Source organism: Lactobacillus sp. UCMA15818, assembly GCF_030400225.1.
Lineage (GTDB): Bacteria > Bacillota > Bacilli > Lactobacillales > Lactobacillaceae > Liquorilactobacillus.
Genome location: NZ_VJYB01000014.1, coordinates 15018 through 40287, shown reverse-complemented (window position 1 = coordinate 40287; position 25270 = coordinate 15018). Strand labels below are relative to the sequence as shown.

21 protein-coding genes are annotated in these 25270 nt (G+C 37.3%); 11 read left to right on the top strand and 10 right to left on the bottom strand.

Annotation, left to right across the window (positions count from 1 at the left end; translation table 11 throughout):
* Positions 1-101 precede the first annotated feature (101 nt).
* The 3 genes from FFX44_RS11085 to FFX44_RS11075 all read right to left on the bottom strand — a co-directional run bounded on the left by FFX44_RS11085 (position 102) and on the right by FFX44_RS11075 (position 3684).
* Complete coding sequence (locus FFX44_RS11085; RefSeq protein WP_289980965.1) at positions 102-344, bottom strand: type II toxin-antitoxin system mRNA interferase toxin, RelE/StbE family; 243 nt, start codon at positions 342-344, stop codon at positions 102-104.
* Positions 345-484: 140 nt separating this feature from the next.
* Positions 485-2101 (bottom strand): peptide ABC transporter substrate-binding protein, encoded by a 1617-nt coding sequence (locus FFX44_RS11080; protein WP_289980962.1) that lies wholly within the window; start codon positions 2099-2101, stop codon positions 485-487.
* Between the two features lie 479 nt (positions 2102-2580).
* A complete protein-coding gene (locus tag FFX44_RS11075) occupies positions 2581-3684 on the bottom strand; it encodes a lactate oxidase (protein WP_289980961.1) in 1104 nt (367 codons plus the stop codon).
* Positions 3685-3999: 315 nt separating this feature from the next.
* Between FFX44_RS11075 and FFX44_RS11070 the strand changes: the two genes are divergently transcribed.
* On the top strand, positions 4000-4719 hold the full coding sequence (locus FFX44_RS11070; protein WP_004563413.1) for a demethylmenaquinone methyltransferase: 720 nt from the start codon (positions 4000-4002) through the stop codon (positions 4717-4719).
* A gap of 306 nt (positions 4720-5025) precedes the next feature.
* On the opposite strand, the gene FFX44_RS11065 is transcribed toward FFX44_RS11070, so the two are convergent.
* Genes FFX44_RS11065 through FFX44_RS11050 form a run of 4 tightly spaced genes read right to left on the bottom strand, consistent with a single transcriptional unit; the run spans position 5026 to position 9227 of the window.
* A complete protein-coding gene (locus FFX44_RS11065; protein WP_289980957.1) occupies positions 5026-6375 on the bottom strand; it encodes an ABC transporter substrate-binding protein in 1350 nt (449 codons plus the stop codon).
* On the bottom strand, positions 6372-7202 hold the full coding sequence (locus tag FFX44_RS11060; protein WP_289980956.1) for a carbohydrate ABC transporter permease: 831 nt from the start codon (positions 7200-7202) through the stop codon (positions 6372-6374). Before FFX44_RS11060 ends, FFX44_RS11065 begins: the two co-directional genes overlap by 4 nt.
* Positions 7202-8152 (bottom strand): sugar ABC transporter permease, encoded by a 951-nt coding sequence (locus FFX44_RS11055; RefSeq protein WP_004563411.1) that lies wholly within the window; start codon positions 8150-8152, stop codon positions 7202-7204. The genes FFX44_RS11060 and FFX44_RS11055 overlap by 1 nt, the downstream gene beginning before the upstream one ends.
* A complete protein-coding gene (locus FFX44_RS11050; protein ID WP_289980955.1) occupies positions 8109-9227 on the bottom strand; it encodes an ABC transporter ATP-binding protein in 1119 nt (372 codons plus the stop codon). Before FFX44_RS11050 ends, FFX44_RS11055 begins: the two co-directional genes overlap by 44 nt.
* A 320-nt stretch (positions 9228-9547) precedes the next feature.
* On the opposite strand from FFX44_RS11050, the gene dhaK reads away from it, so the two are divergent.
* The 5 genes from dhaK to FFX44_RS11025 all read left to right on the top strand — a co-directional run bounded on the left by dhaK (position 9548) and on the right by FFX44_RS11025 (position 18913).
* On the top strand, positions 9548-10543 hold the full coding sequence (gene dhaK / locus FFX44_RS11045) for a dihydroxyacetone kinase subunit DhaK (RefSeq protein ID WP_289980954.1): 996 nt from the start codon (positions 9548-9550) through the stop codon (positions 10541-10543).
* Between the two features lie 10 nt (positions 10544-10553).
* A complete protein-coding gene (dhaL, locus tag FFX44_RS11040; RefSeq protein WP_289980952.1) occupies positions 10554-11141 on the top strand; it encodes a dihydroxyacetone kinase subunit DhaL in 588 nt (195 codons plus the stop codon).
* Complete coding sequence (gene dhaM / locus FFX44_RS11035; RefSeq protein WP_289980948.1) at positions 11138-11512, top strand: dihydroxyacetone kinase phosphoryl donor subunit DhaM; 375 nt, start codon at positions 11138-11140, stop codon at positions 11510-11512. Before dhaL ends, dhaM begins: the two co-directional genes overlap by 4 nt.
* Positions 11513-11524: 12 nt before the next feature.
* Positions 11525-12229, top strand: coding sequence for an MIP/aquaporin family protein (locus FFX44_RS11030; RefSeq protein ID WP_289980946.1), 705 nt, complete (start codon positions 11525-11527; stop codon positions 12227-12229).
* Positions 12230-12673: 444 nt separating this feature from the next.
* On the top strand, positions 12674-18913 hold the full coding sequence (locus tag FFX44_RS11025; protein WP_289980944.1) for a SpaA isopeptide-forming pilin-related protein: 6240 nt from the start codon (positions 12674-12676) through the stop codon (positions 18911-18913).
* Between the two features lie 277 nt (positions 18914-19190).
* On the opposite strand, the gene FFX44_RS11020 is transcribed toward FFX44_RS11025, so the two are convergent.
* The gene (locus tag FFX44_RS11020) at positions 19191-20183 is read right to left on the bottom strand and encodes a hexose kinase (protein WP_289980943.1); all 993 of its coding nucleotides are present in this window, start codon (positions 20181-20183) and stop codon (positions 19191-19193) included.
* A complete protein-coding gene (locus FFX44_RS11015; RefSeq protein ID WP_289980941.1) occupies positions 20180-20941 on the bottom strand; it encodes a DeoR/GlpR family DNA-binding transcription regulator in 762 nt (253 codons plus the stop codon). Before FFX44_RS11015 ends, FFX44_RS11020 begins: the two co-directional genes overlap by 4 nt.
* 250 nt (positions 20942-21191) lie before the next feature.
* Between FFX44_RS11015 and FFX44_RS11010 the strand changes: the two genes are divergently transcribed.
* Genes FFX44_RS11010 through FFX44_RS10990 form a run of 5 tightly spaced genes read left to right on the top strand, consistent with a single transcriptional unit; the run spans position 21192 to position 24506 of the window.
* Entirely contained in the window at positions 21192-21662 is a 471-nt protein-coding gene (locus FFX44_RS11010; RefSeq protein ID WP_289980940.1) for a PTS sugar transporter subunit IIA, read from the top strand.
* A 24-nt stretch (positions 21663-21686) separates the two neighbouring features.
* Positions 21687-22022, top strand: a complete 336-nt coding sequence (locus tag FFX44_RS11005) for a PTS galactitol transporter subunit IIB (RefSeq protein ID WP_289980937.1) — start codon at positions 21687-21689, stop codon at positions 22020-22022.
* A 14-nt stretch (positions 22023-22036) separates the two neighbouring features.
* Positions 22037-23422, top strand: coding sequence for a PTS transporter subunit IIC (locus tag FFX44_RS11000; RefSeq protein ID WP_289980936.1), 1386 nt, complete (start codon positions 22037-22039; stop codon positions 23420-23422).
* Positions 23423-23448: 26 nt separating this feature from the next.
* Entirely contained in the window at positions 23449-23691 is a 243-nt protein-coding gene (locus tag FFX44_RS10995; RefSeq protein WP_289980935.1) for a hypothetical protein, read from the top strand.
* Positions 23692-23693: 2 nt separating this feature from the next.
* Positions 23694-24506 (top strand): class II aldolase/adducin family protein, encoded by an 813-nt coding sequence (locus FFX44_RS10990; protein WP_289980934.1) that lies wholly within the window; start codon positions 23694-23696, stop codon positions 24504-24506.
* Positions 24507-24681: 175 nt separating this feature from the next.
* Here FFX44_RS10990 and FFX44_RS10985 read toward each other — a convergent pair whose 3' ends face one another.
* The gene (locus FFX44_RS10985; protein ID WP_354669259.1) at positions 24682-25176 is read right to left on the bottom strand and encodes a branched-chain amino acid transport system II carrier protein; all 495 of its coding nucleotides are present in this window, start codon (positions 25174-25176) and stop codon (positions 24682-24684) included.
* Positions 25177-25270 lie beyond the last annotated feature (94 nt).

The window sequence follows — 25270 nt, the reverse complement described above, 5'->3', positions numbered from 1 at the left end:
TTGTTTTTGAAGGTGCTGGCTGCAACCAGTGCTTTTTTTATTTTCAATTATACCAAAAGAGCTACACTAGAAAAATTATTATTTTTTCTAATGTGGCTCTTTTACTTAGGACTTATGGCACAGCCCCCATCATATTTATAGATTAATAGCCAATCAGGTTTTATATGGAGATCCCGCTCTGGCTTACGATTGACCAACGGATGATCAGTATATTGTGGATTCAATGGTTCGTCACAAATTAAGGTTCGATAAACGACTTCAAAATCTTCTTTTCGATAACGACCGCCTTTTAAAACATTTTTATAGTGTTTTTCATTTGTATAAAGTGTACTTAGAAAAGAGATTTAATGTCAGAATTTAGTAGTTTTGCTTTTGGATTGAATCTATGAGTATGACAATATTTATTTCAGTCGTTTAATAAATGAAACCGTAAAAAGAGCTGGGCAAAATTTAACTTTTACCCCAGCTCTTTTTTTGCACTTATCTATTTGATGTGGACGTTTCGATAGAATAATACTGTTCCATATGGTGAGATTTGGAGTCCTTTGACCTTATTCTTTAGTAAATAAGACATCCCGCCCTGATATACTGGTGCAGTAAATGCATCTGTCGTAATTAACTGTTTCTCAGCTTTGATCAAAGTTGACCAACGCTTTGTTGGATTAGTTGCATAGGTAGTCGCCGCCTTGTTTAACAGGCTGCGGAAGTTACTATTGTTGTAGTCATCAGATAAATGATATTGTCCACCATCACTGATGAAGTTAACAGGATCAGCATAATCAGGTTGCCATGTTCCATAGACGATATCGAAATCATAGTCAGTTGTTGCGGCTAAACGAGACTTTAGTGGAATAGAACGAAGACTGACCGATAAACCTGGTAAGTTTGTTTCAAGTTGACTTTGAAGATATTCTCCAATTTGTTTGGAATCAGTGGTATCTGAAGTTAATAATTCAATTGAAATTTTTTGTTTGCCAAGCTCTTTCTTTGCTTCAGCCCATTGTTTCTTAGCTTCTTTGAGATTATAAGTTGACATATTGCCTGCATCTTTACGATAATCATCGCCAGTCTTTGTGTTAAAGGCAAAATTCTTAGGAACAATCCCATTTAGTGCTGAGCCTGCGTGCAAGACATTCTTGACTAGAGAATTCTTATTGTAAGCCAGAGCAATTGCTTTTCTAAAGTGAACATTTGCTGTCGTCTGGCGGTGGGTATTAAATGACAGGTAGCCGATTAATGGGATTGTTTTTGAATGAAAACCAGCTGTTTTTTGGTATTGCTTAATATAATCTGTTGTTAGCATTGCATAATCCAACTTGTTTGTCTGGTATAGATTAGCGGCTGTCGAGGAATCCTTAACAACTTGAACTTGAACTTTTTTTAGTGTAATTGCTTTTTTATCCCAATACTTGCTGTTCTTCACATAATTCCACTTCAAGTTAGTCCCGTTCCAATTAGTTACAACGAAGGGGCCATTAAAGACTGTCTTAGCAGCACTTGTGCCGTACTGGCTGCCATATTTTTTAACAATTTTTTCATCTTGTGGATAGAATGGTGCACCAGTCATAAGTTCTGAGAAGTAACTGATAGGCGACTCAAGTGTAACTTGTAGTTTATAAGTGCTGAGTGCTTTAATCCCCAACTTGTCAGCTGATAGTTTGCCGGCTGCAATCGCATCACCATTCTTAATGGATGCAAAACGTTGTGAATTGGGAGAAGCTGATGAAGGATCCACCATCTTTCTCCATGCAAAGACGTAATCTTGTGCAGTTACGGCGTCACCATTTGACCATTTTGCGTTCTTTCTAAGTGTAAAAGTGTAGGTTTTTTCATCTGAACTGACAGAAACACTTGAAGCCCCAGCAAGGACTGGTTTATTGCTTGAATTAAAGCGATAAAGTCCTTCGAAAGTGTTCTGTAATGCTTCAAGACTAGTAGTATCACTATACTTAGTTGTACTAAGAGTCGCCATTTCGGCATCTGTTGCCACAGTCAAGACCTGTTGCTTTGATGTGTCAGATGATTGCTTATTTCCGCAAGCAGTCAATATAAGTGTTGTAGCTATTACGGTCCCAAATAATACCAAAAGTCCTTTTTTCATGTAATAAACCCCCAATTGATGTAGTTTTATAAAGTGTGTCATAAAGCGGTAAAATTTCGTGTTAGGCGGAAAATTTTGACTTAGACTTATAGAACACATTTATCTGGAATAAAAAAGAAGCCAGGTTAAAATTTAGCTTTTGACCCTGCCCCTCTAGACAATATGAATTAATTAAGTGACGGAGTTTTCTATAATCATGATTGATGGCAAAATAAGCATGGTTGCAGATTTGCAACATCCCTATCTTTTTTGGGCTAAAAATGTCATAGAAAGGTCGCCCCCTTAACGTTCATAGATATGCACTAAGGGTACTTGTTTATTAATGCGCTGTCAATAAACAATATTAAGTTAGTTTTAAAAGTCAAAAATACCCCATAATAATTAGATTTTTGTCTAATGATTATGGAGCACTTCAAAATTTAACTTTTAATTTAGTTTCTCTATATTATTACGAATAAATGTGTTTTGTCTGCCACAATTTATTTTCTAATAACTTTAGCTTTCTTTACATCTTCAATTGTCTTCGTTCCGGCTAATTGCATATCAATCTTTAGCTCATCGTTTAAGTGACTGATTACAGAAGCAACACCTTGAGCGCCACCAAGAGCAAGTCCATAGATAATAGGGCGGGCAAGGGCAACTAGGTCTGCTCCGCTTGCAAGAGCCTTGAAAACATGCGATCCACGACGAACACCACTATCAAAAATAACAGGAACTCGATGGTTAACTGCTTGGGCAACCTCATGCAAAACATCAATCGAAGCAGGTCCACCGTTCAATTGACGACCACCGTGATTTGAAACATAGATTCCTTTGGCACCAGCACCAATTGCAAGCAAAGCGTCTTCTGCACTTTCAATTCCCTTAACTATTACAGGTAAGTTGGTGTATTCTGCAATCCGGCGAACATCATCAGGGCCAATCTTTTGAGCAGCAGCGGCATAAATCTCCATAATTCCTTTTCCCTTGCCATCACCTTCTGAGAACTTAGCTAAGTTCGCCATTGGAATTGGAAATTGGAAGTTGTTAATGATATCAGATTCTCTGTACCCATCTACGGTTGCATCTACTGTAAGAATAATTCCTTTAGCACCAGCCTTTACAGCTTCGTCAAGCAGGCTGTAGTTGAAGTCCCAATCTTTACTCATATATAGTTGGAAGAATTGAGGTGTACCATTACCGGCTGCAGCGGTATCGGCAATTGATGTTGAAGAATAGGTACTTTGAGCCATTAGTCCGCCAACTTTGGCCAAACCTTCCGCCGTTGCTTTCTCACCTCGTGAATGTGCTAAACCTTGTGCAGCAGCAGGAGCCATCATAATAGGTGTTTTTAATTTTAATCCAAAAACTTCAGTAGCAATGGTAGGTTGCTCAACATTGGTAAGAGCACGAGGAATAATCTGAATATGATTGAATGCACTTGTATTTTCATGTAATGTCCATTCATCTTCGGAACCACCGCTAATATAACCAAAACCGCCAGCGGGAATAATTTTTTTGGCTTTTTCTTCAAGTGAAGATAAGTTTAAAATATCTAATTTTTGTTCACGATCGCTTTGTTCATATCCATTTATTGTTGTCATAATTAATTTTCTCCTTATTTGTTACTTTTTTTATTACAATTACATCCTAGTTCTTTTATTTTTTATTGTCAATCATTTTTTGAATCTTTTCTTTGAATGGGAATTTAATCGCTGGAACTAAGCAAAAGTCAATGTCAAAAATGAATCGCCTGAAAAGTGGATAAGGTATTATTAATTTTTATAAGTGTTACTTTTTATAGTTCAATAATTGGAAATTTAATTTTTAGAAACTTTTTTAAAAAGCACAATTTGCGGATTCAAAAAAATGTGATAGCATTAATTGAAAAAGCCATCATAAAAAGCGAGGTCTAATATTTGGTACTCACAAACAAAACACCTGAAGAAAAAGTTAATTCGTTATTCGATCGTGTTGCTCCAGAATATGATTCGATGAATAATTGGATTAGTATGGGATTACAGAAAAATTGGCGTAGGGAAACTATGAAAAAGCTTGATATAAAGACTAATTCAAAGCTCTTAGATGTTTGTTGTGGAACAGGGGCATGGACCGCTGACATAGCAAGCGAATTGGGTGAGAGCGGACATGTTACAGGGCTTGATTTTAGCAAAGAAATGTTGAGACTTGCTGAAGGTAAAATGCTTAATACAAAACAAAAAGCCAAGATAGATTTAGTGCAGGGAGATGCAATGGAGTTGCCGTTTGCGGATAATTCGTTCGATGGAGCAACAATTGGTTTTGGACTTAGAAATGTTCCTGATGCAAGTCAAGTGCTGAGTGAAATGACGAGAGTTGTGAGACCTGGAGGTTTTGTGGCTTGCTTGGAGACCTCACAGCCGCAAAATGTGGTCGTGAAGAGTGTCTGGAATGTCTTCTTCAAGTTGGTTCCTGTGATTGCCAAGGTGCGGGGAAACAATTATGCAGATTATGATTATTTACAGAAAACGACTAAGGAGTTTGTTTCTGCAAATAGGCTAAAGGAAATGTTTGAAGAGACTGGATTGTGGAAAGTTACTTATCAGCAATTCAGTCTAGGCGCCGTCGTTCTTCATGTTGGATATAAAAAGGAATTATGATATAAGAAGTTGATAGTGTAGTAATTCTCAAAATTTAGCGTTAAACAGAGAATTTTGATTTATGAAACACGTTTATACGGAATAAATAGAGAGAGTGTGCCATGAGTCGGGAAAATTTGAGTACTAACTCGAAATTACGAACATAGCGAGTATTTTGCTATGAGTAATTCGAAGTTAGACGGAGAGTTTTGACTTATGAAACACGTTTATACGGAATAAATAGAGGGGCTGGTCAAATTTAACTTTTGACCAGCCTTTCTATTTTGTTCTTATTTGGCTAGTGTAGCGTAGAAAATGAAATTAGTGTTATTTTTGATTGACCTTATTTGCCAAATTATTAGAGGTTATATAGCTATTCATTGCCTTTTGCGCTTCAACGAGCGAATTTTTAATATTGCTGCCGTTATAGATTTGTTCCATGGCAGTCTGAGTCAGGGTACGTTCTTGAATCAATCCTTGCATGAAGATACCAGAATTTGTATTATTCGGTTTTGTACGTCGCAACTGTTGTCCTGGAACTTTTGCTTCTGGTTGACTCTTGTATAATTTTTTGAGTACAGGTTCATCTTGCGAATCTTTATTCAAGGCAAGGTATCCAGTCGCAACTTGCCATGTAGCCTGGTTCTTGGCATTCATCAAGAATTTGATAAAGTTCCAAGCACCTTGTTGTACTTCACTGGACTTATCGTTTGAGATCCAGAGTGAAGCTCCACCAATTGAAACGCCATTGGATTTTTGTCCATCAGCATGTGGATAATAGGTGATACCTAGTTTATCTTTTGTACCAGCTGTTAACTGACTAATATCAGCGGATGATTGCAGGAACATTCCAAGCTTGCCTGAAAGAAATGCCGCCATTTCATTGGCAGAGGCGCTTGAACCAGCACCAAAGTTCATGAATGCACCGCTTTTAATATTTTCCTGCAGCCATTTCATTGTTTTTGTTGCCACTGTACCTGAAAAGTTAACAGAAGTTGGCACTCCCGAATGTCCATCTTCATTATTGGCCAATGACTCGCCGCCGTTAGCTAAAAATTGCTCAAAAAGCCAACCGTAGATTTCAACACTCAATCCTTTGACTTTTTTCCCAGATTTCTGATAAAGTTCGGTGGCTACTCTGGTAATATCACTGTAGCTCGGATTGACTGGAGGAGGAGTTATGCCATATTTTTTCAGAAGAGTTGCATTGTAATATAGTACTGGTTGTGAAGTATTGAATGGCATTGAGAGTTGTGTACCATTCTTGGAATAAAATGCACGTGCGACAGCTGAAATTTTGCTTGTGTCATAGCCTTCTTTATCAATGAACTTTTGAACTGGCGTTGTGTAGCCAGAGTTATAAATCTGGCTTGTTGAGATATCCATTGATTGGAAGAGCGCAGGCGAGGTACTGGTTCCATGTGTGTTCAATATTTTTTGTACAGCTTCGTTGTAGTTGCCTTCGAATTGTGGAACAACAACGTATTTGTTTTGTGAATCATTGAATTCTTTGACGAATTTATTTAGTTGAACTTGTCCAGGGCCAGTCATTTCATGCCAAAAGACAATCTTGATACGTGAGTCAGCTTTTGCACTACTTTTTTGTGAAAAAGTAAAGCCGATTATTGCAAGAAAAATAATAACTAGAGCGGCAAATATTGTTCTTTTTCTTTTCATTTAATTGCACCTTCATTAAGTCCGGATTTGAAGTAATGCTGGCCAAAGAATAAAGCGATTAACGTAGGGATTATAATGATTGCTGCACTTGCTTGAATCATCCCCCAATTATTGAATGTTTCCTGTGATTGCAGCTGTCTGAGTCCGTCTTGAACTGGGCGAAAATTATCACTGAAGGTGGTCAGCATTGGCCACAGATATTGATTCCAACTGGAAAGAAAGCTGTATGCTGCGAGTGTATAAACGCTGATTTTGGAGTAAGGCATTACAACTTTATAGTAATATTGCCAATGTGATAGTCCTTCGATATCCCCAGCCTCTTTCAATTCTCCTGGAATTTGCAAGAAAGCTTGGCGCAGCATGAATGTACCAAAGGCAGAAGTCAGAAAAGGAATAATCATGACCGCATAATGATTGAGCAGACCTAGGTCACGTACCGTTGTAAAGTTAGGAATCACTTCGGCTTCAAATGGCAGCATCATTGTTGCAAGAAATACATAGAATAATAAGTCGCGTCCTTTGAATTTGAGGAAGACAAAGGAATAGGCGCTCATTGAACAAAAGATGACTTGAGCGAACATTGTTAATAAAGAAATTACAAGGCTATTAAAGAGATAACGAATAATAGGTGTCTGAGTTATCGCAGTCACATAATTATCTAATGAAATATGACTGCTCCAGAGAGCTCCTTTAGAGATATCTGCAGTCGGTAATAGGCTAGTCCAAAGCCCCAATAAAAAAGGAATGATGATAAAAATTGTTAGAATAATCAGCAATGAGTAATGAAGTATATGTTGGATTTTTTTTCTTTTCTTATATTGTGTCATTAGTAGGTCACTCGCTTTTCAAGAACTTTGAATTGAATGAATGTAAAAAGTGCAATAATAACCGCAAGAATGACAGATTCGGTACTTGCTAAGCCATAATTACCATTTAAAAATGCATCTTGATATATCCGATATACAAGTAAATTTGTGGCATTATTGGGTCCTCCTGCAGTCATCAAATCAATTAGACCGAAACTTTTGAATGATTCAATCAATGTGATAATTGAAACAAAGAAAATCGTTGGCGAAATCATTGGCAGTGTGATATGGAAAAATTGATAAGATTTAGAAACACCTTCTATTTGTGCAGCTTCATAAAGTGTGTAAGGCACAGACTGAAGCGCACCGAAGAATATAAGAAAGGTAAAGCCAAGATTCATCCAGACTGTTGAAATTACAATGGCAGTCATTGCCCAGCCTGGTTCAGTCAACCAATTAATTGGTGTCAGGTTCAACGCGGTGAATAATTGACTTAACAAACCAACGGAAGGATTGAAGATAAATAGCCAAAAGATTGCTGCAACTGATACGGAAACACCCATCGTTGCAGAGAAGATGGTTCTAAAGAAGTTGATACCAGCCACTTTTTTGGTAGCCGCCTGTGCCAAGACAAGACCGATTGCAATTGTGAAGATTGAGACTGCAATAACATAGACAAGTGTTGCAATCAGACTGTTGATATAGGCGTTCGAAGAAAATAGCGCGAAATAGTTTTTAAGTCCAACGAAGACAGTGGGTTTTCCAAGATTATTTGTTAAGAAAAAGCTTAGATAGATGGTGCGCAGCATCGGATAGAATACAAAAAGCGCCAGAATTAAAAGCGAAGGTCCTAAAAATAGTACTGCATAAAGTTTATCCTTTGCATAAGGATTGTATCCAAGTGACAGCTCTGCGCTCTTCTTTTTTTTAGATGCTATGTTGAAGTTGGGGTTCTTGGCTTGCGTTTCCATCTGTATATCCTCCATTCGTATTCAACAGCTTTTGACCGTCTTCACTAAAAATGTAATGATTTCCTGTGACACTTACAGAGACTCGCTCAGTGGTTGATAAATTATGAGTACTGCTAACCTCGATTCGAAGTTCCAGTGAATTGTCCAGTTGTGCATGTACAATTGAATGTGTTCCTAAGTATTCAATATTAGTTACTATGGCATTTGTCTTGGAACTTACTTCGTCAATTGCGAGCGCATTAGGTCTCACACCAACCAGATAGTTTCCTGCCTTTAGACTATTTGTTATAGAGAATTTTAAGTTGGTTTCAACATCAGAGGGTTGCTTATTTTCTTTTAAAGTTATGGGCAGCAAGTTCATTTGTGGGGTACCGAAGAAACTTGCAACAAAAGTATTTGAGGGAGTGTCGTAAATATTTGAAGCTGAGTCAATTTGTTGTGCTTTTGCATCATTAAGTACCATAATTCTGTCAGCCATTGTCATTGCTTCAACCTGATCATGAGTGACATAGATGAGTGTTAGACCTAGTTTTTGTTGTAATTCACGAATTTCAGAACGCATTTTATTGCGCAATTGTGCATCTAAGTTTGAGAGAGGTTCGTCCATGAGACAGATTTTTGCATCGCTAGCAATTGCACGAGCTAGGGCCACACGCTGCCTTTGTCCACCTGAGAGTTCACCTGGTTTACGTTCACTAAAATCTGTTAAATTGACTAGTTCAAGTGCATGGTTAACACGAGTATTGATTTCAGAGCTGTTCATCTTACGTGCTTTTAGACCAAAAGCCACGTTGTCTTTGACATTCAAAAAAGGGAAAAGGGCATAGTTTTGAAAAACCATGGTCAATGCTCGTTCTTGAGGAGGAAGGTTGGTAACATCTTCATCATCAATTCTTAGCTGACCATTTGAAATAGGAATTAATCCTGCAATCATACGTAAAAGTGTACTTTTACCACATCCTGATGGACCTACAATCGCAAAGAATTCTCCTGTTTCGATCTTGACAGAAATATCTGAAAGTATAAAGTCTGAACCATTATATGTTTTTGAAATATTAGTTAATTCAATAGACATTGCCTTACTCCTTAATATTTTTAATTTGTAACAACTTAAGTGTAGTTGTCGCTTGTAAGAGAATTGTGTGATAAATGTAATTGTTTTGTATTTTATATAAATTTAAGCAGTCGTATGTGACACTTCTTCATGATAAAAAATATAGTTAGTTAAGAAAATATTTTTTAAACATTTATTTTACCAATTTGTTAACTGCAGTAAGCCTTTTCACTATAATTATTGGTAAATTTATGGTAAAAAGAAGTGTATAAGAGGTGCGTTATGATTATTTTGTAAGCGTATTAATTATGGAAAGATACTTTTGAAGGGGAGTAATTAGATTGAAGAAGATAATTAATGATCCTGGAGATGTTGTCCCAGAAATGATCGATGGCTTGGTTAGAGCATATCCGCAATATGTAACTCGCATACCTGAGACAGAGGCTGTTGTGAGAAGTGACAAAGCTTCAATGGATGGAAAAGTCGGAATTGTAAGCGGAGGCGGGAGCGGGCATGAACCTGCACATCCCGGTTTTGTAGGCAAAGGGATGCTAAGCGCAGCAGTTGCAGGTCAAGTCTTCACTTCACCAACACCAGATCAGATTTACGAGGCAATCAAAGCTGTAAATACAGGTAAAGGGGTATTTCTAATTATTAAGAATTACTCTGGAGATGTGATGAATTTCGACATGGCTAGTGATATGGCTGAACTAGATGATATCCCGGTTAAATCAATCATTGTTGATGATGATATTGCGGTTGAAGACAGCCTATATACTCAGGGAAGGCGTGGAGTTGCTGGAACTGTAATCATGCACAAAATAGTTGGGGCTGCTGCAGATCAAGGGGCTTCATTGGCAGAAATTGAAAAATTGGCAAAGGAAGTATTGCCGCATATTAATACGATTGCTGTGGCTTTGTCGGCAGCAACGGTTCCCGAAGTAGGAAAGCCTGGGTTTGAACTTGCTGATGATGAGATCGAATACGGAGTCGGAATTCATAGTGAACCTGGTTATCGCAGAGAGAAGATTAAGACCTCGCGTAAGCTGGTTGAGGAATTAGTTTCTAAAATCGATAGCGAGCTAAAGTTGGATGCAGGACATAAATATGCTGTACTGGTTAATGGGATGGGTGCGACTCCGTTAATGGAACAATATGTGTTTAGCCATGATTTGCTTGATGAGCTTGCTAAGAAAAAGATTGTACCAGCTTTTATGAAGGTTGGGAATTACATGACTTCAATTGATATGGCGGGAATATCCTTGACAATTTTCGACTTAGTTGATGAAAAATGGCTGGATTATTTGAATTATCCAGTTGAAACGATTGCATGGTAGAAGGAGAGATATGATGATAACAGTTGAGATAGTGGATAAATGGATGGAATTATTTTACCAGAAAATTAGCGAACAAAAAGCATATTTAAGTGAACTTGATACGCCAATTGGTGATGGTGATCACGGCAATAATATGATGAGGGGGATGCAAGGAGTTAAGGATGGTCTTGCTAAGCTTTCTGAACCAGATTTAAAGCTGACTTTCAAAACAATTGCCATGTCCTTGATTAGCAAAGTTGGTGGAGCTGCTGGCCCGTTGTATGGAACGGCATTTCTAGAAATGGCTAAAAATTGTGAAGAAACACAGGAACCGGCGGAATTGTTTAAGTTGGCACTAGAAGGAATCAAAAAACGCGGTGGAGCAACAACAGGTGATAAAACAATGATTGACGTCTGGGCGCCAGTTGTTGATGCACTAGCAGCCGCTAGTTTATCGGTTGAAAAGGTGAAAGAAGCAGCTGAAGGAACTAGGGATTTGGTAGCGAAAAAGGGAAGAGCTTCGTATTTAGGTGAACGTTCAGTTGGTCATTTGGATCCGGGAGCTGTTTCAAGTCAGTATTTATTTGAAAGTTTCATTGCAGCAGGAGGGATTAAATGACAAAAAAAATTGGAATAGTGATCGTCTCACATGTGCCAGAAGTTGCCATGGGAATACCTAAGTTATTGGAACAGGTTGCAGCTGATGTTTCAATTACATTTGCTGGAGGAACGGATGACAATGAAATAGGCACAAGTGCGGGGAAAATCATGGATGCTTTTGAACATAACGAAGCACAGGAACTGTTAGCTTTTTATGATTTGGGAAGTTCTAAGATGAATCTGGAATTAGCCGTTGAAATGTCTGATAAGAAGGTGAATATCTATGATGTTGCTTTGATAGAGGGTGCATATACAGCAGCCACTCTGTTAGAAGCAGATGTCACACTTGCAGATATTGAACAACAATTGGCACCATTGAAGATTAAGTAAGGGGGAAAAATAATGAATGGTTTCTGGGGAGAGTTATTTGGAACAGCCGTTTTAATTGTCTTTGGTGTTGGATGTGGAGCTGGTGTTAACTTAAAAAAATCGTATGCTAATGGACAAAATTGGTGGTACATCTCGATTGCATGGGGGTTAGCGGTGACCTTTGGTGTATATGTTGCTGGAGCATTCGGTTCATTGGGACATCTTAACCCCGCAGTAACGATTGGATTTGCATTATTTGGATTTTTCCCTTGGAGTCAAGTCTTACCATATTTACTGGGTCAATTCATTGGTGCCTTCATCGGTGCAGCGATTGTTATCGTACAATATTACCCGCATTTCAAAGACTCTAAAACAGTTGAAGAAGGCAATACTGTTGGCATATTCGCTACCGCACCTGCAATTAACAACCCAGTTTTTAATTTCTTAAGTGAAGTTATTGCGACATTTATTTTTATTTTTACCTTATTGAATCTAGGCAATTTTACTCAAGGGCTCAAGCCTTTGATTGTTGGTTTGTTAATTACGGTTGTTGGTCAGGCATTAGGTGGAACAACCGGTTTTGCCCTCAATCCTGCGCGTGATTGGGGTCCTAGATTAGCATACACAGTTTTGCCAGTCCCCAACAAAACAAACCCTAATTGGGGGTATGCTTGGGTTCCTATGGTTGGACCGCTTGTGGGAGGAATTCTGGCAGCTGGGTTAGTAGCGATAGTGTAGTCGGTTTGTCTTTTGGCAAAGTTGAAAAATAAAATAGTAATATATACAAAGTAACTGGTACAGTCCCTAACATTTTGGCAATTGCCATTTTGTTGAGTCGGATTGACCAGTTTTTTATTTGCCAATAATTTACAAAGTTTATTACAGGGTTACAAAGATAACTTTTTTGTGGTTTATGAGGTGAAAGCTGTGCTATTTAGGGCTTTTATTCATACTGTTAACTTTTTTATTAGTCTCATTTTTTGTTTATTTTAGTGTAATTAAATGGACAATAAATATTTACCCAAAAAAAACAGTCAAATATGCTACATAAAAACTTGATTATACTTAATACAATAAAGTAAAATGTAAATTATGAGTAATCTTTTATAAAAAAGGGTAAAGCTTACTTGTTTTTTTGGGATTTTAGTGATTTGTATAAAAAAGTTAAAGGGGAGAGCAAATGTGAGGAAAACAAAATGGTTTGAAAGGGTATATTCGGTGAGTCTAGCACTTGTGTTATTATTGCAGATATTTACGCCGATTGTTGATGCGACTACGACTGATCAAGTCAGTGATACTTCAACATCTATTAAGCTAATATCTGCACAACAGGATACTAGCAACGAGAAGCAAGTTGATTTGAAAGTTCAGTTGGATAATTCAACTGACCAAGAACAAACGACTAAAATAGATATTAGTTCGGGAGACAATGTGAAGTTGAAGCAGGTTACAAATGAAGCAATAACTGCTAGCGATAATTCAACTGTACTTGGACAATATCAAGTTACGGATAGTCAGTTAATCTTATCAAGCAAAGCTAACGCACAAGGAACGGTAACTTTGAAATTGGACTTAGCTGATGATTCATCTTTGACGGGCACATTACAATTTGGATTGCAGGCACAAAAAGTTACGGCTAGCTTGGAAGCGGCATCAAGTTCATCGAGCACATCAAGTGCGACTAGCTCTTCCAGCTCGGATACGACCAGTTCGTCAAGTTCAGCCAGTTCTTCTAGTTCGGCTTCATCGAGTTCAGCCAGTTCATCAAGCGCAGCAACTCGTAAAGTTGTATCTCTTGCGGTAAACAGTGGCAATGACATCTCGCAATATCTACCAAGTGCTTCAAATGGTACGATTATTGATAGTGCAACGCTTGCTTTCACTGATTCAAAGGGGAATGCAGTTGACGCTAATGATGTTACATCTGAGACCAATTTGAACTTTGATTACAAGTGGTCAATTCCTAATAATCTGACGGATAACTATCAGATAAAAGGGGGAGATTACTTTACTTTTAGTCTTCCAAGTGGAGTTCAATATAAACCGGGAACAGGTTCATTAGGAGACTTTGGAACTTACACAATTACTAGTGATGGTAAGGTCACTTTTACTTTCAATGATAAAGTTGATTCTCATGATACTATTAGTGGAGATTTTAATTATACTTCAAGTATTTCAAGTGATTATACAACGGGAAAACAAAATATTATAGTTGATACAACTGCTGGGCCAGTCAGTTTTCCAATTGTTGTTAAGCCGACTGGAGGAAGTGCTATTGCAAAAGCTGGGACTTTAACCGGTGCGAATAGTTCTGGTAATAATCCAACCGGTATCACTTGGGATGTAACAATTAATACTAATAGCAATGAATTGAAGGATGCAACTGTTACCGATCCATTACCAAATGGAACTAAGTTAAACTCGGTGGCTGTTTATCCACAAACAGTTGATCAAACAGGTAAAGTAACGGCTACAGGTGCTGCGTTGGTTGCGGGAACTGATTATACAATTGATTCAAATGGTACAGTCACATTCATTGGTGGTTATGCTGATACCTACCAAGCATTCAAAATCGAATATAAAACGGATATTGATAGCAGTAGTTCTGTTATTCCTAATGATGGTGGTAACATAACTTTTACAAATACAGCGACTTTGAGTAATGATGGAAAAGACTCACCAGCAACGGCAACTGTGAGTGCCAATTATGGGAAATTACTCCAAAAAGCCTATGATGGGCAGGATAATAATGGGGGTCAAAAGTACAACTGGCATATTAATTATAATTATGGAGAAAAGAGTCTAACAGCTGATCAGGCAACATTGGTCGACACTCTTTCAGCTGGGCAGGCCTTTTCGGGTACACCTACATTAACTTATGAAGATGGTACTACTGTTCCATCAGCCAATTACACTGTGGGTTATAGTTCAGATAAGTCAATAATGACAATTAATTTTGTCAATGGTCTGACACAAGGTGTTAAGATTTCGTATCAATCGCAAGTGACGGCAGCTATTGATGGTAGCACCACAATCAATAACTCGGTTACTAGTGATGAGCAAACAACTGATGCAGGTAAGCAGACTGTTGGTCAACAAGGCTTAACCAAGTCATTAGGAACTGTTGATTATAATGCCAAAACCACTACATGGAACTTTGACATTAACAAAGCACGTCAGGATATGAAGAACTGGTCAATGACGGATCCAGTACCAGATGGTCTGACGGTTGATTATGACTCCTTTGTTTTAAAAGATAAGGATACAAATGCAATCCTGACAGAAGGGACTGATTATACGGTCACTCAGGATGGTAATGGGTTTACAATTGCTTTTAAGGGTGATTTGGCTAACAGTGCTAAAGATTGGTACACATTAAGTTATAAGACTAGTTTTGAAACACAAAAGCTGCCTACAGGGAGCACGTGGACTAATACTGCAACTGCAACTTGGTATGAGCAAACAGGTACAAAGCATACAAACAATGGGAGTGCTGATTTTACTCCTAAAACAGAATTTAAGAACGATGGCAGTAAATCTGGTAGTTACAATGCTGTCTCAAAAAAGATTACGTGGAATGTTGTAACAAACTATAACCAACGGACTTTGACAAATGCCAAGATCACTGATCCAATCATTGGCGATCAAGATTATGTGGCAGATAGCGCTAAATTATATGAGGCAACTATCAATTCGAATGGATCATATACTCAAGGTAGTCAGGTTAATAATGCTGACATCAGTTATGACAGCAGTTCAAAGACAATTACAGCTAATCTGCCAGCAGGAAGCACTAAAGCATATGTTTTAACGTATGATACGAGTTTGGCTGATAAGGTTATTGATCAAGCAACCTATGATAATACCGCGACTTATGTTAATAACAGCAATTCGAGTACTTTAGCAGCCCAAGTTACAGTTCCAAATAGTGGGAATGTTGTTGAGAAAACTGGTAAACAGGACCCAACCAATGCAGCATATGCTACTTGGAATATCTGGGTTAATAAGGCACAGTCAACTCTAACAGGTGTTGTTGTTAAGGATGAGCCTTCGGATAATCAAATTATTGATCAAGATTCAATCGTAATTTATCCGGGGAAGGTCGCAGCTGATGGGAGCTTCACTGAAGATAAGAGTAGTCCATTGCAGTTAGGTACGGATTACACAATTGATTTGGAGACGGATCAGCTGACTGGGAAGCAAACATTACAGATTATTTTCAAGAACAAAATTACCACAGCATATTCAATTGATTATCGTTCTTTGATTAATTCATCACTGACAAATGATCAGCTTACCAATACAGCTTCGATAAATGCTCAGGGTGAAAAGCCTGTTGAAAGCAACACAATTGGATCTACAAATGTGGTGAACAATAGCGGTTCAGCTTCGGGGAAGAATACAAATTTAGTAGTAACTAAGTCAGATGCAGACAGCAAGGCTGCAATTGCTGGAGCTAGTTTTGAATTGTATTCAGATGTTTCAGGTGCAAAAGGGCAACTGTTGCGCTCAGGAACAACTGATTCTGATGGCCAATTGCAATGGAATAATTTAAAATCAGGTAAATATATTTTAGTTGAGACTTCAGCGCCAGATGGTTATGTGATCTCATCAGCTTTGGCGAGTGGTAAAGAAATCACTGTCAACTATAGTGATGCTAATGCTGCTAATCAAGTCATTCAGTCGATTACTAATGAAAAAGGAAAGATCACGATTCAAAAGACCGATAGTGATACTGCCAAACCGTTAACCGGTGCAGTTTTTAGCCTTTACAAAGACGATGGAACGTTAGTCAAATCAGGGTTGACGACTGATCAAAATGGAGAAATCAGCTATTCAGGTTTGAATGCTGGTAAATACTATGTAGTTGAAACAGACGCACCTGCAGGTTATGAACTGGATACAACCCAGAAGCCATTCACAATTGATGGCGGTAATATTCAGCAAAAAATTAGTATTAGTGATGCTGAAAAGACTGGTTCAGTCATTCTGACGAAGACCGATAGTGATACTAATCTACCGTTGGCCGGAGCAACATTTGATCTGTATAAGGCGGATGGAACCAAAGTTGCAAGTGGGTTGACAACCGATAGCAAGGGACAGCTTACCTATGATAATTTGAAACCAGGAAGCTATTACTTTGTTGAAACTGCAGCTCCAGCGGGATACGATTTCAATAAAGACACACATTATGATTTTACTGTTGAATTACAGACAACAACCAAGGTAGCAACTGTTTCAGTAGGAAATACAGAAACAACCGGTTCAGTTGTTTTGACCAAGACCGATAGTGATACCAATCAACCGTTGGCTGGAGCAACCTTCGACCTGTACAAGGCAGATGGGACAAGGGTTGTGAGTGGTTTGACAACTGACAGTAACGGACAGCTCACTTATGATAATTTGAAACCAGGAAATTATTATTTCGTCGAAACAGCAGCACCTGCAGGATATGATCTTGATAGTAGTAAGAAGAGCTTCACTGTTGAATTACAGACAACAACCAAGGTAGCAACTGTTTCAGCGGCAAATGCAGAAACAACCGGTTCAGTTATTTTGACCAAGACCGATAGTGATACTGGGAAGACATTAGCCGGTGCAACTTTTGATTTATATAAAGCGGACGGAACAAAGGTCAAAAGTGATTTAACGACTGACAGCAACGGACAAATTAAAGCCAATGGGTTAAAACCAGGAGATTATTACTTTGTTGAGACTAAAGCACCAGCCGGATATGATCTTGATAGTAGTAAGAAGAGCTTCACTGTTATATTCCAGTCGACAGCTCAAGTCGCGACTGTTTCAGCATCAAATGCAGAAACAACTGGTTCAGTTCTCTTAACCAAGACCGATAGTGATACTGGTAAAGCTTTAGCTGGAGCGACATTCGACCTGTATAAGGCGGATGGAACAAAGATTACGAGTGATTTGACAACTGACAGCAATGGACAAATTAAAGTTGATGGCCTGAAACCAGGAAATTATTACTTTGTTGAAACTGCAGCCCCAGCTGGCTATGATTTCAATAAGGATACACATTATGGCTTCACTGTTGAATTACAAACAATAGCCAAGGTGGCAACTGTTTCGGCAGCAAATGCAGAAAAAACTGGTTCAGTTGTTTTAACGAAGACGGATAGTGATACTGGGAAGACACTAGCCGGTGCAACTTTTGATTTATACAATGCAGATGGAACAAAGATTGCGAGTGATTTGACAACTGACAGCAATGGACAAATTAAAGTTGATAGCTTGAAACCAGGCGATTATTACTTTGTTGAGACTAAAGCCCCAGCGGGATATGAGCTCGATAGTAGTAAGAAGAATTTCACTGTTGTGTTCCAGTCGACAGCGCAAGTTGCGACTGTTTCAGCGGCAAATGCAGAAACAACTGGTTCAGTTCTCTTAACCAAGACTGATAGTGATACTGGTAAAGTCTTAGCTGGAGCAACTTTCGACCTGTATAAAGCAGATGGGACAAGGGTTGTGAGTGGTTTGACAACTGACAGCAAGGGACAAATTAAAGTTGATAGTTTGAAACCAGGGAATTATTACTTTGTTGAAACCGCAGCGCCAGCCGGGTATGATTTTAATAAAGACACGCATTATGGATTCATCGTTGAATTACAAACAACAGCCAAGGTGGCAGTTGTATCTGCAGAAAATGCAGAAAAAACTGGTTCAGTTATTTTGACAAAGACCGATGGTGACACTGGCAAGGCCTTAGCTGGAGCAACCTTCGATCTGTATAAAGCAGATGGAACAAATATTGCGAGTGATTTGACAACTGATAGCAAGGGACAAATTAAAGTTGATAGTCTGAAACCAGGAAATTATTACTTTAAGGAAACCGCAGCCCCAGCCGGATATGATTTTAATAAAGACACTAAATATAGCTTTGTTGTTGAATTACAAACGACGACTAAGGTAGCAACTATTTCAGTGAAAAACGCAGAAAAAACTGGCTCAGTTGTTTTAACGAAGAAAGATGGGAATACTGGTAAAGTCCTAGCTGGAGCGGTTTTTGACCTGTATAAAGCAGATGGAACAAAGATTGCGAGTGGCTTGACAACTGATGGTAAGGGACAAATCAAAGTTGATAATTTGAAACCAGGAAATTATTACTTTATTGAAATACGTGCACCAAAGGGATATAAGCTGAGTTCCAAACAGATACCGTTTACTGTCGAATTTCAAAATACTAATAAATTAGTTAATCTGACAGTAAAAGATTATCCTGAGAATCTACCAGCAACTAATCAAAATAATACTAATAATTCAAATAAGCAGCAGACTAATGATAAGAATAAATTTGGGTTACCACAAACTGGATATGAGTCTGGAATTTGGTTATCAATAATGGGCAGTTTAGTAATTGTTTTAATTGCTCTAGTTGCATTTTTTAGAAGATTCAAAAGCTAGATTTGAAATATAAAACGATATTAGGGGCTATAGAGGTAGATAATGACAAAAATAAGTAGTAATGAATATGACTTATTTTAAACTGTAGTACTCTTATATAAAAAACTGGCATTGGTGAATAACCGATGCCAGTTTTTTGAGTAGTTAATACGTTAAATAAAAAATTGGACATTAATTGATTTTCATTAATTAATGTCCAAACTAATCTTAACCCATTTATCAATTCAAATAAACGTGTTCTCTAAGTTAAATCTTCCATCTAATTCCTAGTGAATTGTTATTTAGGCATTTCAGATAAATTAATTTTTTGTATAATGATTTGCGAATCATCTTCCACAAATGCACTTACATCTTCAGTATTTATATAACCTGTTTTTTGCTCAATAACATTAGCCATTCCAGCGGCCATACCGTACTTAATTATTTGCAAGTTACTCAAATCTTGATCAATTGCATAAAGCATGCCTCCTACCGTTGAGTCGCCAGCTCCTTGAGTATTTTTTGCATCTAGTGCGCGTGTTTTTACAAAATAAAAGTCAGGATTATTACCATGCTGTATTTTAACAACGGCTCCTGTTGCCCCTAGTGAGACGACAACCATAGGTATTCCCTCCAGTTGTTTATCTTGCAGGGCTTTTAGTGCTGAATTAGGGTTTTCCTCAATTCTATAGCCAAGAAGATCAGATAATTCAGCGTTATTTGGCTTGATAATATCAGGTTTACTTGTACTCTTTAAGGTCTCATGTAAGGCTGAACCAGAAGTGTCTAAAATGATTTTTGCATTTGGGGCAGTTGTACGTATTTTTTCTATTAGTAAGGAATAGTAATTTTGGGGGAGTCCAGATGCAATAGAGCCATTTATAGAGACAGCTGTTAGGTTTTTGAGAGTGCTTATTTGTTGAAGCAAAGAGTTGGAAGATTCATACGAAACTTGGGTCCCGATTTCATTTAATTCAGTTTTTCTCTTATCTTGATCATAAATCTGATAACAATAACGAATTTTACCAGGTATTTTAATGAATTTATCTGTTATTTGGTAATCATACATTTCTTTTTCAAACATATCATACCCATCAGTTTCCACAAATCCAGTAGCTATAACGCTGCTTTTTTTTGATCCATTTAATGTTGAAACAACACGAGCTGCATTGATACCTTTCCCGCCTACAACTTTCTGATGACTTGTTTCACGATTAGTTACTCCGATTGAGAAAGTTTTAGTACGGTAAATAATATCAAGAGATGGATTAGTTGTAATGGTTAATATCATTTTTTTCTCTTCTTTCTTACAATGATGTTTGAAAATTGGCTGTAGTATTTTAAATCCGCTGTAGGTATACCTGAATCTGTGATTATACCAGTTGCATCATTAAGCGATAAAAAACTAAATCTATCTGCTTTACCAAATTTTGTATGATCACATACAACATAAACGTGTTTGGATCTAGATATTGCTGCTTTTTGAACATTACCTTCAGAAAAATGAGAGGTAGTAGCGCTGTTTTCCCAAATTCCATTAGTACTAATGAATGCAATATCAAAAACATAGTTGCTTAAGGAATTTTCAGCGATAGTTCCAACAAACTCATTTGTGGTTTTGTGATATGCCCCACCAGTAAGTACGACATCCATATCTTTATTAACTAAATAATGAAAGGCTAAATCAGAATTAGTTATATATTGGACCATTTCATTCTTAGGTAAAAAATCTAAACTTGCAAAAACTGTCGTTCCAGCACCAAGATAAATGGTCATTTTGGGTTTTACAAGTCTTGCTATTTCGTAACCAATTTCACGCTTGGCACTTTTTTGCAATTCACGTTTTTCAGTTGTAGTTTTTTCAACAATTAGACTTGCACCACCATAAATTCTTGTAAGAAGACCAATATCTGATAGTTCTTTCAAATCTCTACGAATTGTCATAGGAGCGACTTTTACTTGTTTGGCAATATCGACAGTTGTCATAGAACTAGTATTGGATGAATTAAGCAAAGCCATTATAATACGTTGTCTATCTTGTTTAAGCATATGTTTCCTCCTAACCTTTATTAATTATAATATGTAAAACATAAATGTTCAAGTATGTTCGATTATTAAAGATGGGTAACTTGTTTACAATATATAATATTTCTTAAATACTCTGACTTCAGTGGATAAACAGTTATTTAATTCAAAAAATAAAAAGTGTTGACTAGTTAAGAGAAAGCGTTTACAATATAAAATGTAACAAAGATAAACATTTTTGTAAAAGATGAACAAAAAGAAAGGAGGATTCAAAATGTATGAATCTATGTTTAACAAGGATCTTATGAATTTACAAGTTCGTGCAAAGTCTGCAGATCAATTGTTCGACTTTGTTGGCCGAGATGTACAAGAGAAAGGTTTTGTAAATGAGGGGTATATAGAGGGGGTAAAAGAGAGAGAAGTTAATTATCCAACTGGATTAGTGTTTCCTAATATTGAATTAGCTTTGCCGCATGTTGATCCGCAATATATTTGCAAGCCATTTATTTATGTAGTTAGAAATACACAATCACTTAATTGGAAGCAGATGGGTGATTCCAAAGAAATGAAGGCTTGCTATTTTTTGTTTCTTGGAATTAAAGAGCCAAAAAAACAAGTGGGGCTTTTGTCATCGATTATTGCAGCCTTTAAAGATGAGATATTTATTACTAATTTTAAAAAAGTTGTTACTCCTGAAGAAATGATAGCGCTTTTGGTTAATAAATTTGTACAAGTAACTGTATAAAACAATTAGATAGGGGAGATTAAAATGATAACGATTCTAGTATGTTGTGGTTCTGGTGTTGCTACTAGTCCACAAGTTGCCAATAAGATTAATGATTTTTTGACAGATAAAGGGTTTGATGATGTGGCGCAAGCTGAACCGCATCCGGTGGAGACGGCAAAATCTCGCATTGATTCTAATCCAAACATTATTGTGTATGTCGGTATTGCGCCAGCTGATGATGATCTACGTGAAACTATAAAAGCTAACAATGTCATTGAAATTGTTGGAGTTCCATGGCTAACAGGCATAGGTGAGGACGAAGCAAATGCAAAAGTTCTTGTTGCTGTAAAAGCAGCAGTTAAAAAGCCAGCTCAATAAAGGAGTGAAAACATATGAATCTGAATAGCATTATTCAAGCAATTTTATCACCAGGCCCATCAGTTGTTATTTCTATACTGATTATGATTTTAGGTTTGCTTTTTGGCATGAAAACATCTAAAGCTATTCTTTCTGGATTGTATTTGGGTGTTGGATTTATCGGTATGAGTATGGCTATTAACCAATTGGTTACAGTTGTGACGCCAGCATCCAAGGCTTTAGCAAAGAATACTGGAATTAATTTACCTGCTATTGATTTTGGATGGACTGGAGCTTCGGCTATTACTTGGGCCTGGACCTTTGCCTTTGCTTTTTTTGCAATTGAAATTGGTGTAAATCTAATTATGCTGATTACGAAAACCACAAACGTTGTGAATGCTGATATGTGGAATGTTTGGGGCTTAGCGCTTACTGGATATATGATTTATTTTGCGACTGGTAGTTATATCTGGGCCTTCGTTGCAGGGGCAATTCAAGCTGTAATTAGTTTGAAACTTGGCGATATGTGGAGCAAAGAAATTGAGGATATGTTGGGTTACCCAGGTATTACAGTTCCGCATATTGAGGCATTTACTGCAATTCTTATGTGGCCAGTAAATAAGCTAATGGATTTCATCCCTATATTTAACCATCAGTGGGATGCAAAAACATTGAAGAAGAAGATTGGCATTTTGTCAGAACCAGTTGTTATGGGTTCCCTCATTGGATTAATTATTGGACTTGCTGGTCGTTATCAAATAGCTAATGCCTTGAGCTTAGCTATTACCGTAGGAGCTGTCATGGCCATCTTCCCAGTAATGGCGAAATTTTTCATGGATTCATTAACACCATTTGGTACTACGATGAGTAATTTTATGAAGAATCGATTTAAGGGTCGGGATTTTGTGATTGGTCTTGATTGGCCTGTGTTGGGTCAGAGTACTGAATTGTGGGTTACCATGGTTATCTTGATCCCTATAAGTATCATTTATGCAGCTGTTCTTCCAGGCAATCAGGTACTTCCAATTGGTGGAGTTATAAATTATTGTCTTGGTGTTGGTGGCTTATTATTAACTGGTGGCAATTTACTACGTATGCTTGTACTTGGTGTCATCTATGAACCATTATTTTTATATGGTAGTTCTTACTTTACCAATGTATTTACTAAACTAGCAGTTAATACAGGCGCTGTAAATGTTCCCAAAGGAAGTTCTGTTTCGTGGAGTTCCATTGAAGCACCTGATCTTCGCTTTCTGATGAGTAAAGCTTTTAATGGTAACATTTTGGCCTGGATAGGATTAGTGGCATTATTAGCATTATTTTGGATTGTATATCAGTCATTCAAAAAGGATCCTATTCCTAGAAAAAAATATGAAACTTCGTCAACTAAAAAACCTACGGAAAATGCAACAGTTAGTTAATTGTTTAAATTGAAGAGGGTGGCAAGATGACAAAAAAGTTAAAAAATTTTTGGACAGCAGTAAGCTTTTTAACATTTATACTATTTGTTTTGGCTATTACAACACAGCAATATTGGATTAATATATTTGTTATTATTTTGGGACTGCTTATTAAGCGCTATGGGTCGCATCCTTTATTTGCAGAGGGTAAAAGAAAACGCAAAGCTATTATGCAGGAGCTTATAGATTCCCACGTAATTTTAAATAAACATGAAAAGGAAGGTAATTAATTATGGTTAATGCACCGGATGGTCGTATTATTTTTGAACATGAACGTGAAGATTTGGCAAAGATTGTCAATATCACTATGAGTCGTAATGATACCAATATTGCGGGGGGGAATTTTTCATTTAAAGTTAAGGATAATGATGGTAAAGATTATATTATTATGACTCCAACCATGATGTCACAAGCTTATCTTGGTGAGTTAAGTCCAGAACAAATTTTGGTCGTTGAACCCCATACTCGTGAAGTTATTGCAGGTGAAGGTAAACTAACTCGTGAGATTAATCTTCATGAAGGAGTTTATGATGCTAATCCCGATATTCGTGCGGTGTTTCATTCTCATGCAAAGAACAATATGTTTTGGGCAACTAGTGGTCTGAATGAACCCAATGTTACTGAGGCAACTCAAAAGCTTAAAAGAATTGAAACGTTGGACTATGAACCAAATTGTTCCGAACCGCTTGCCGAACTTGTTAGTGATAAAATTCGTGAGCTTGGTGATGCTGGATTAATGCATTTGTACTTACTTGATAGCCATGGTATTTTGGCTACAGTTGGGAAAAAAGGTGAAGTGATGGATGGCCTATCTGCTGTGCATCAAGCGCTGGCAATTGTTGATACTGCTGAATGGAATGCAGAGATTGCATATAAACAAGCTGTATTTCAAAAACTAGGGCTTCTAGATGGATTCTACTCTGAAAGCTCAAAAATTGGTACGTTAGATGATCTTATTGCTGGAAAATCTATTTATAATAGGGATGCCGGTAGAGGAGTAACAAAGTATTCTCAAGGAAAAGCAGCCATTGTTAATGGTGACTAGTTGATATATTATGTGAATCAATTCAATGTGTTTAAATAGTCAGATTTTACTAAGGCTAATCTTTTCATAGTTTTTAAATAATAATAGCTCCTATACTGACTGTCGTTGTAACAAGACAAAGTAGTATAGGGGCTACTATTTTATTATTCGTTATTATTTTTTGTGGAATCAGTAATTAAAGCTTGTTTTTGATGGAATACAGGCGTAGAAAATGATAGCCTAAGTCAAGAGCAGTACCAACTAAGGCTGGTATTATCCAATCCATAGCAATTGAAGCAAATGGCAAAACTTGGGACTGAATTGTTATTAAGGTCTTCCCGACAGAACTTTGACTAATAACTGCTGGGAAGGAACCAACCATATCCAATGAAGCTGGAATTGCAGTAAAAGCGATAGCTAGACCGTAAACGCCTGGATCACGATCAAATAAGGGTGAACAAACTGATAGAAGAATAAGAACTATTGCAAAAGGATAAAGAAACATCAACATGGGAGTTGACCATTCAATAATAGTATCTAATCCAAAATTCGCAGTAATAAATGAAACAAAACACATTAGAGAAAGCCAGGCACGATAGCTAAGTTTGGGAAAATGTTTGTGGAAGTCTTGTGCAAAGGCAGGTGCTAACCGCGCAACATTTTTAGAGCAAACAGGTTTAGCAGATTTAATTTAGCAAGAGAAATAAAGATGATATAAGGCTGCAAAAATAGGAGATTAGCACGAAATTCTGGATTTAGGTCAAAAATTATATAGAGTATGTTGA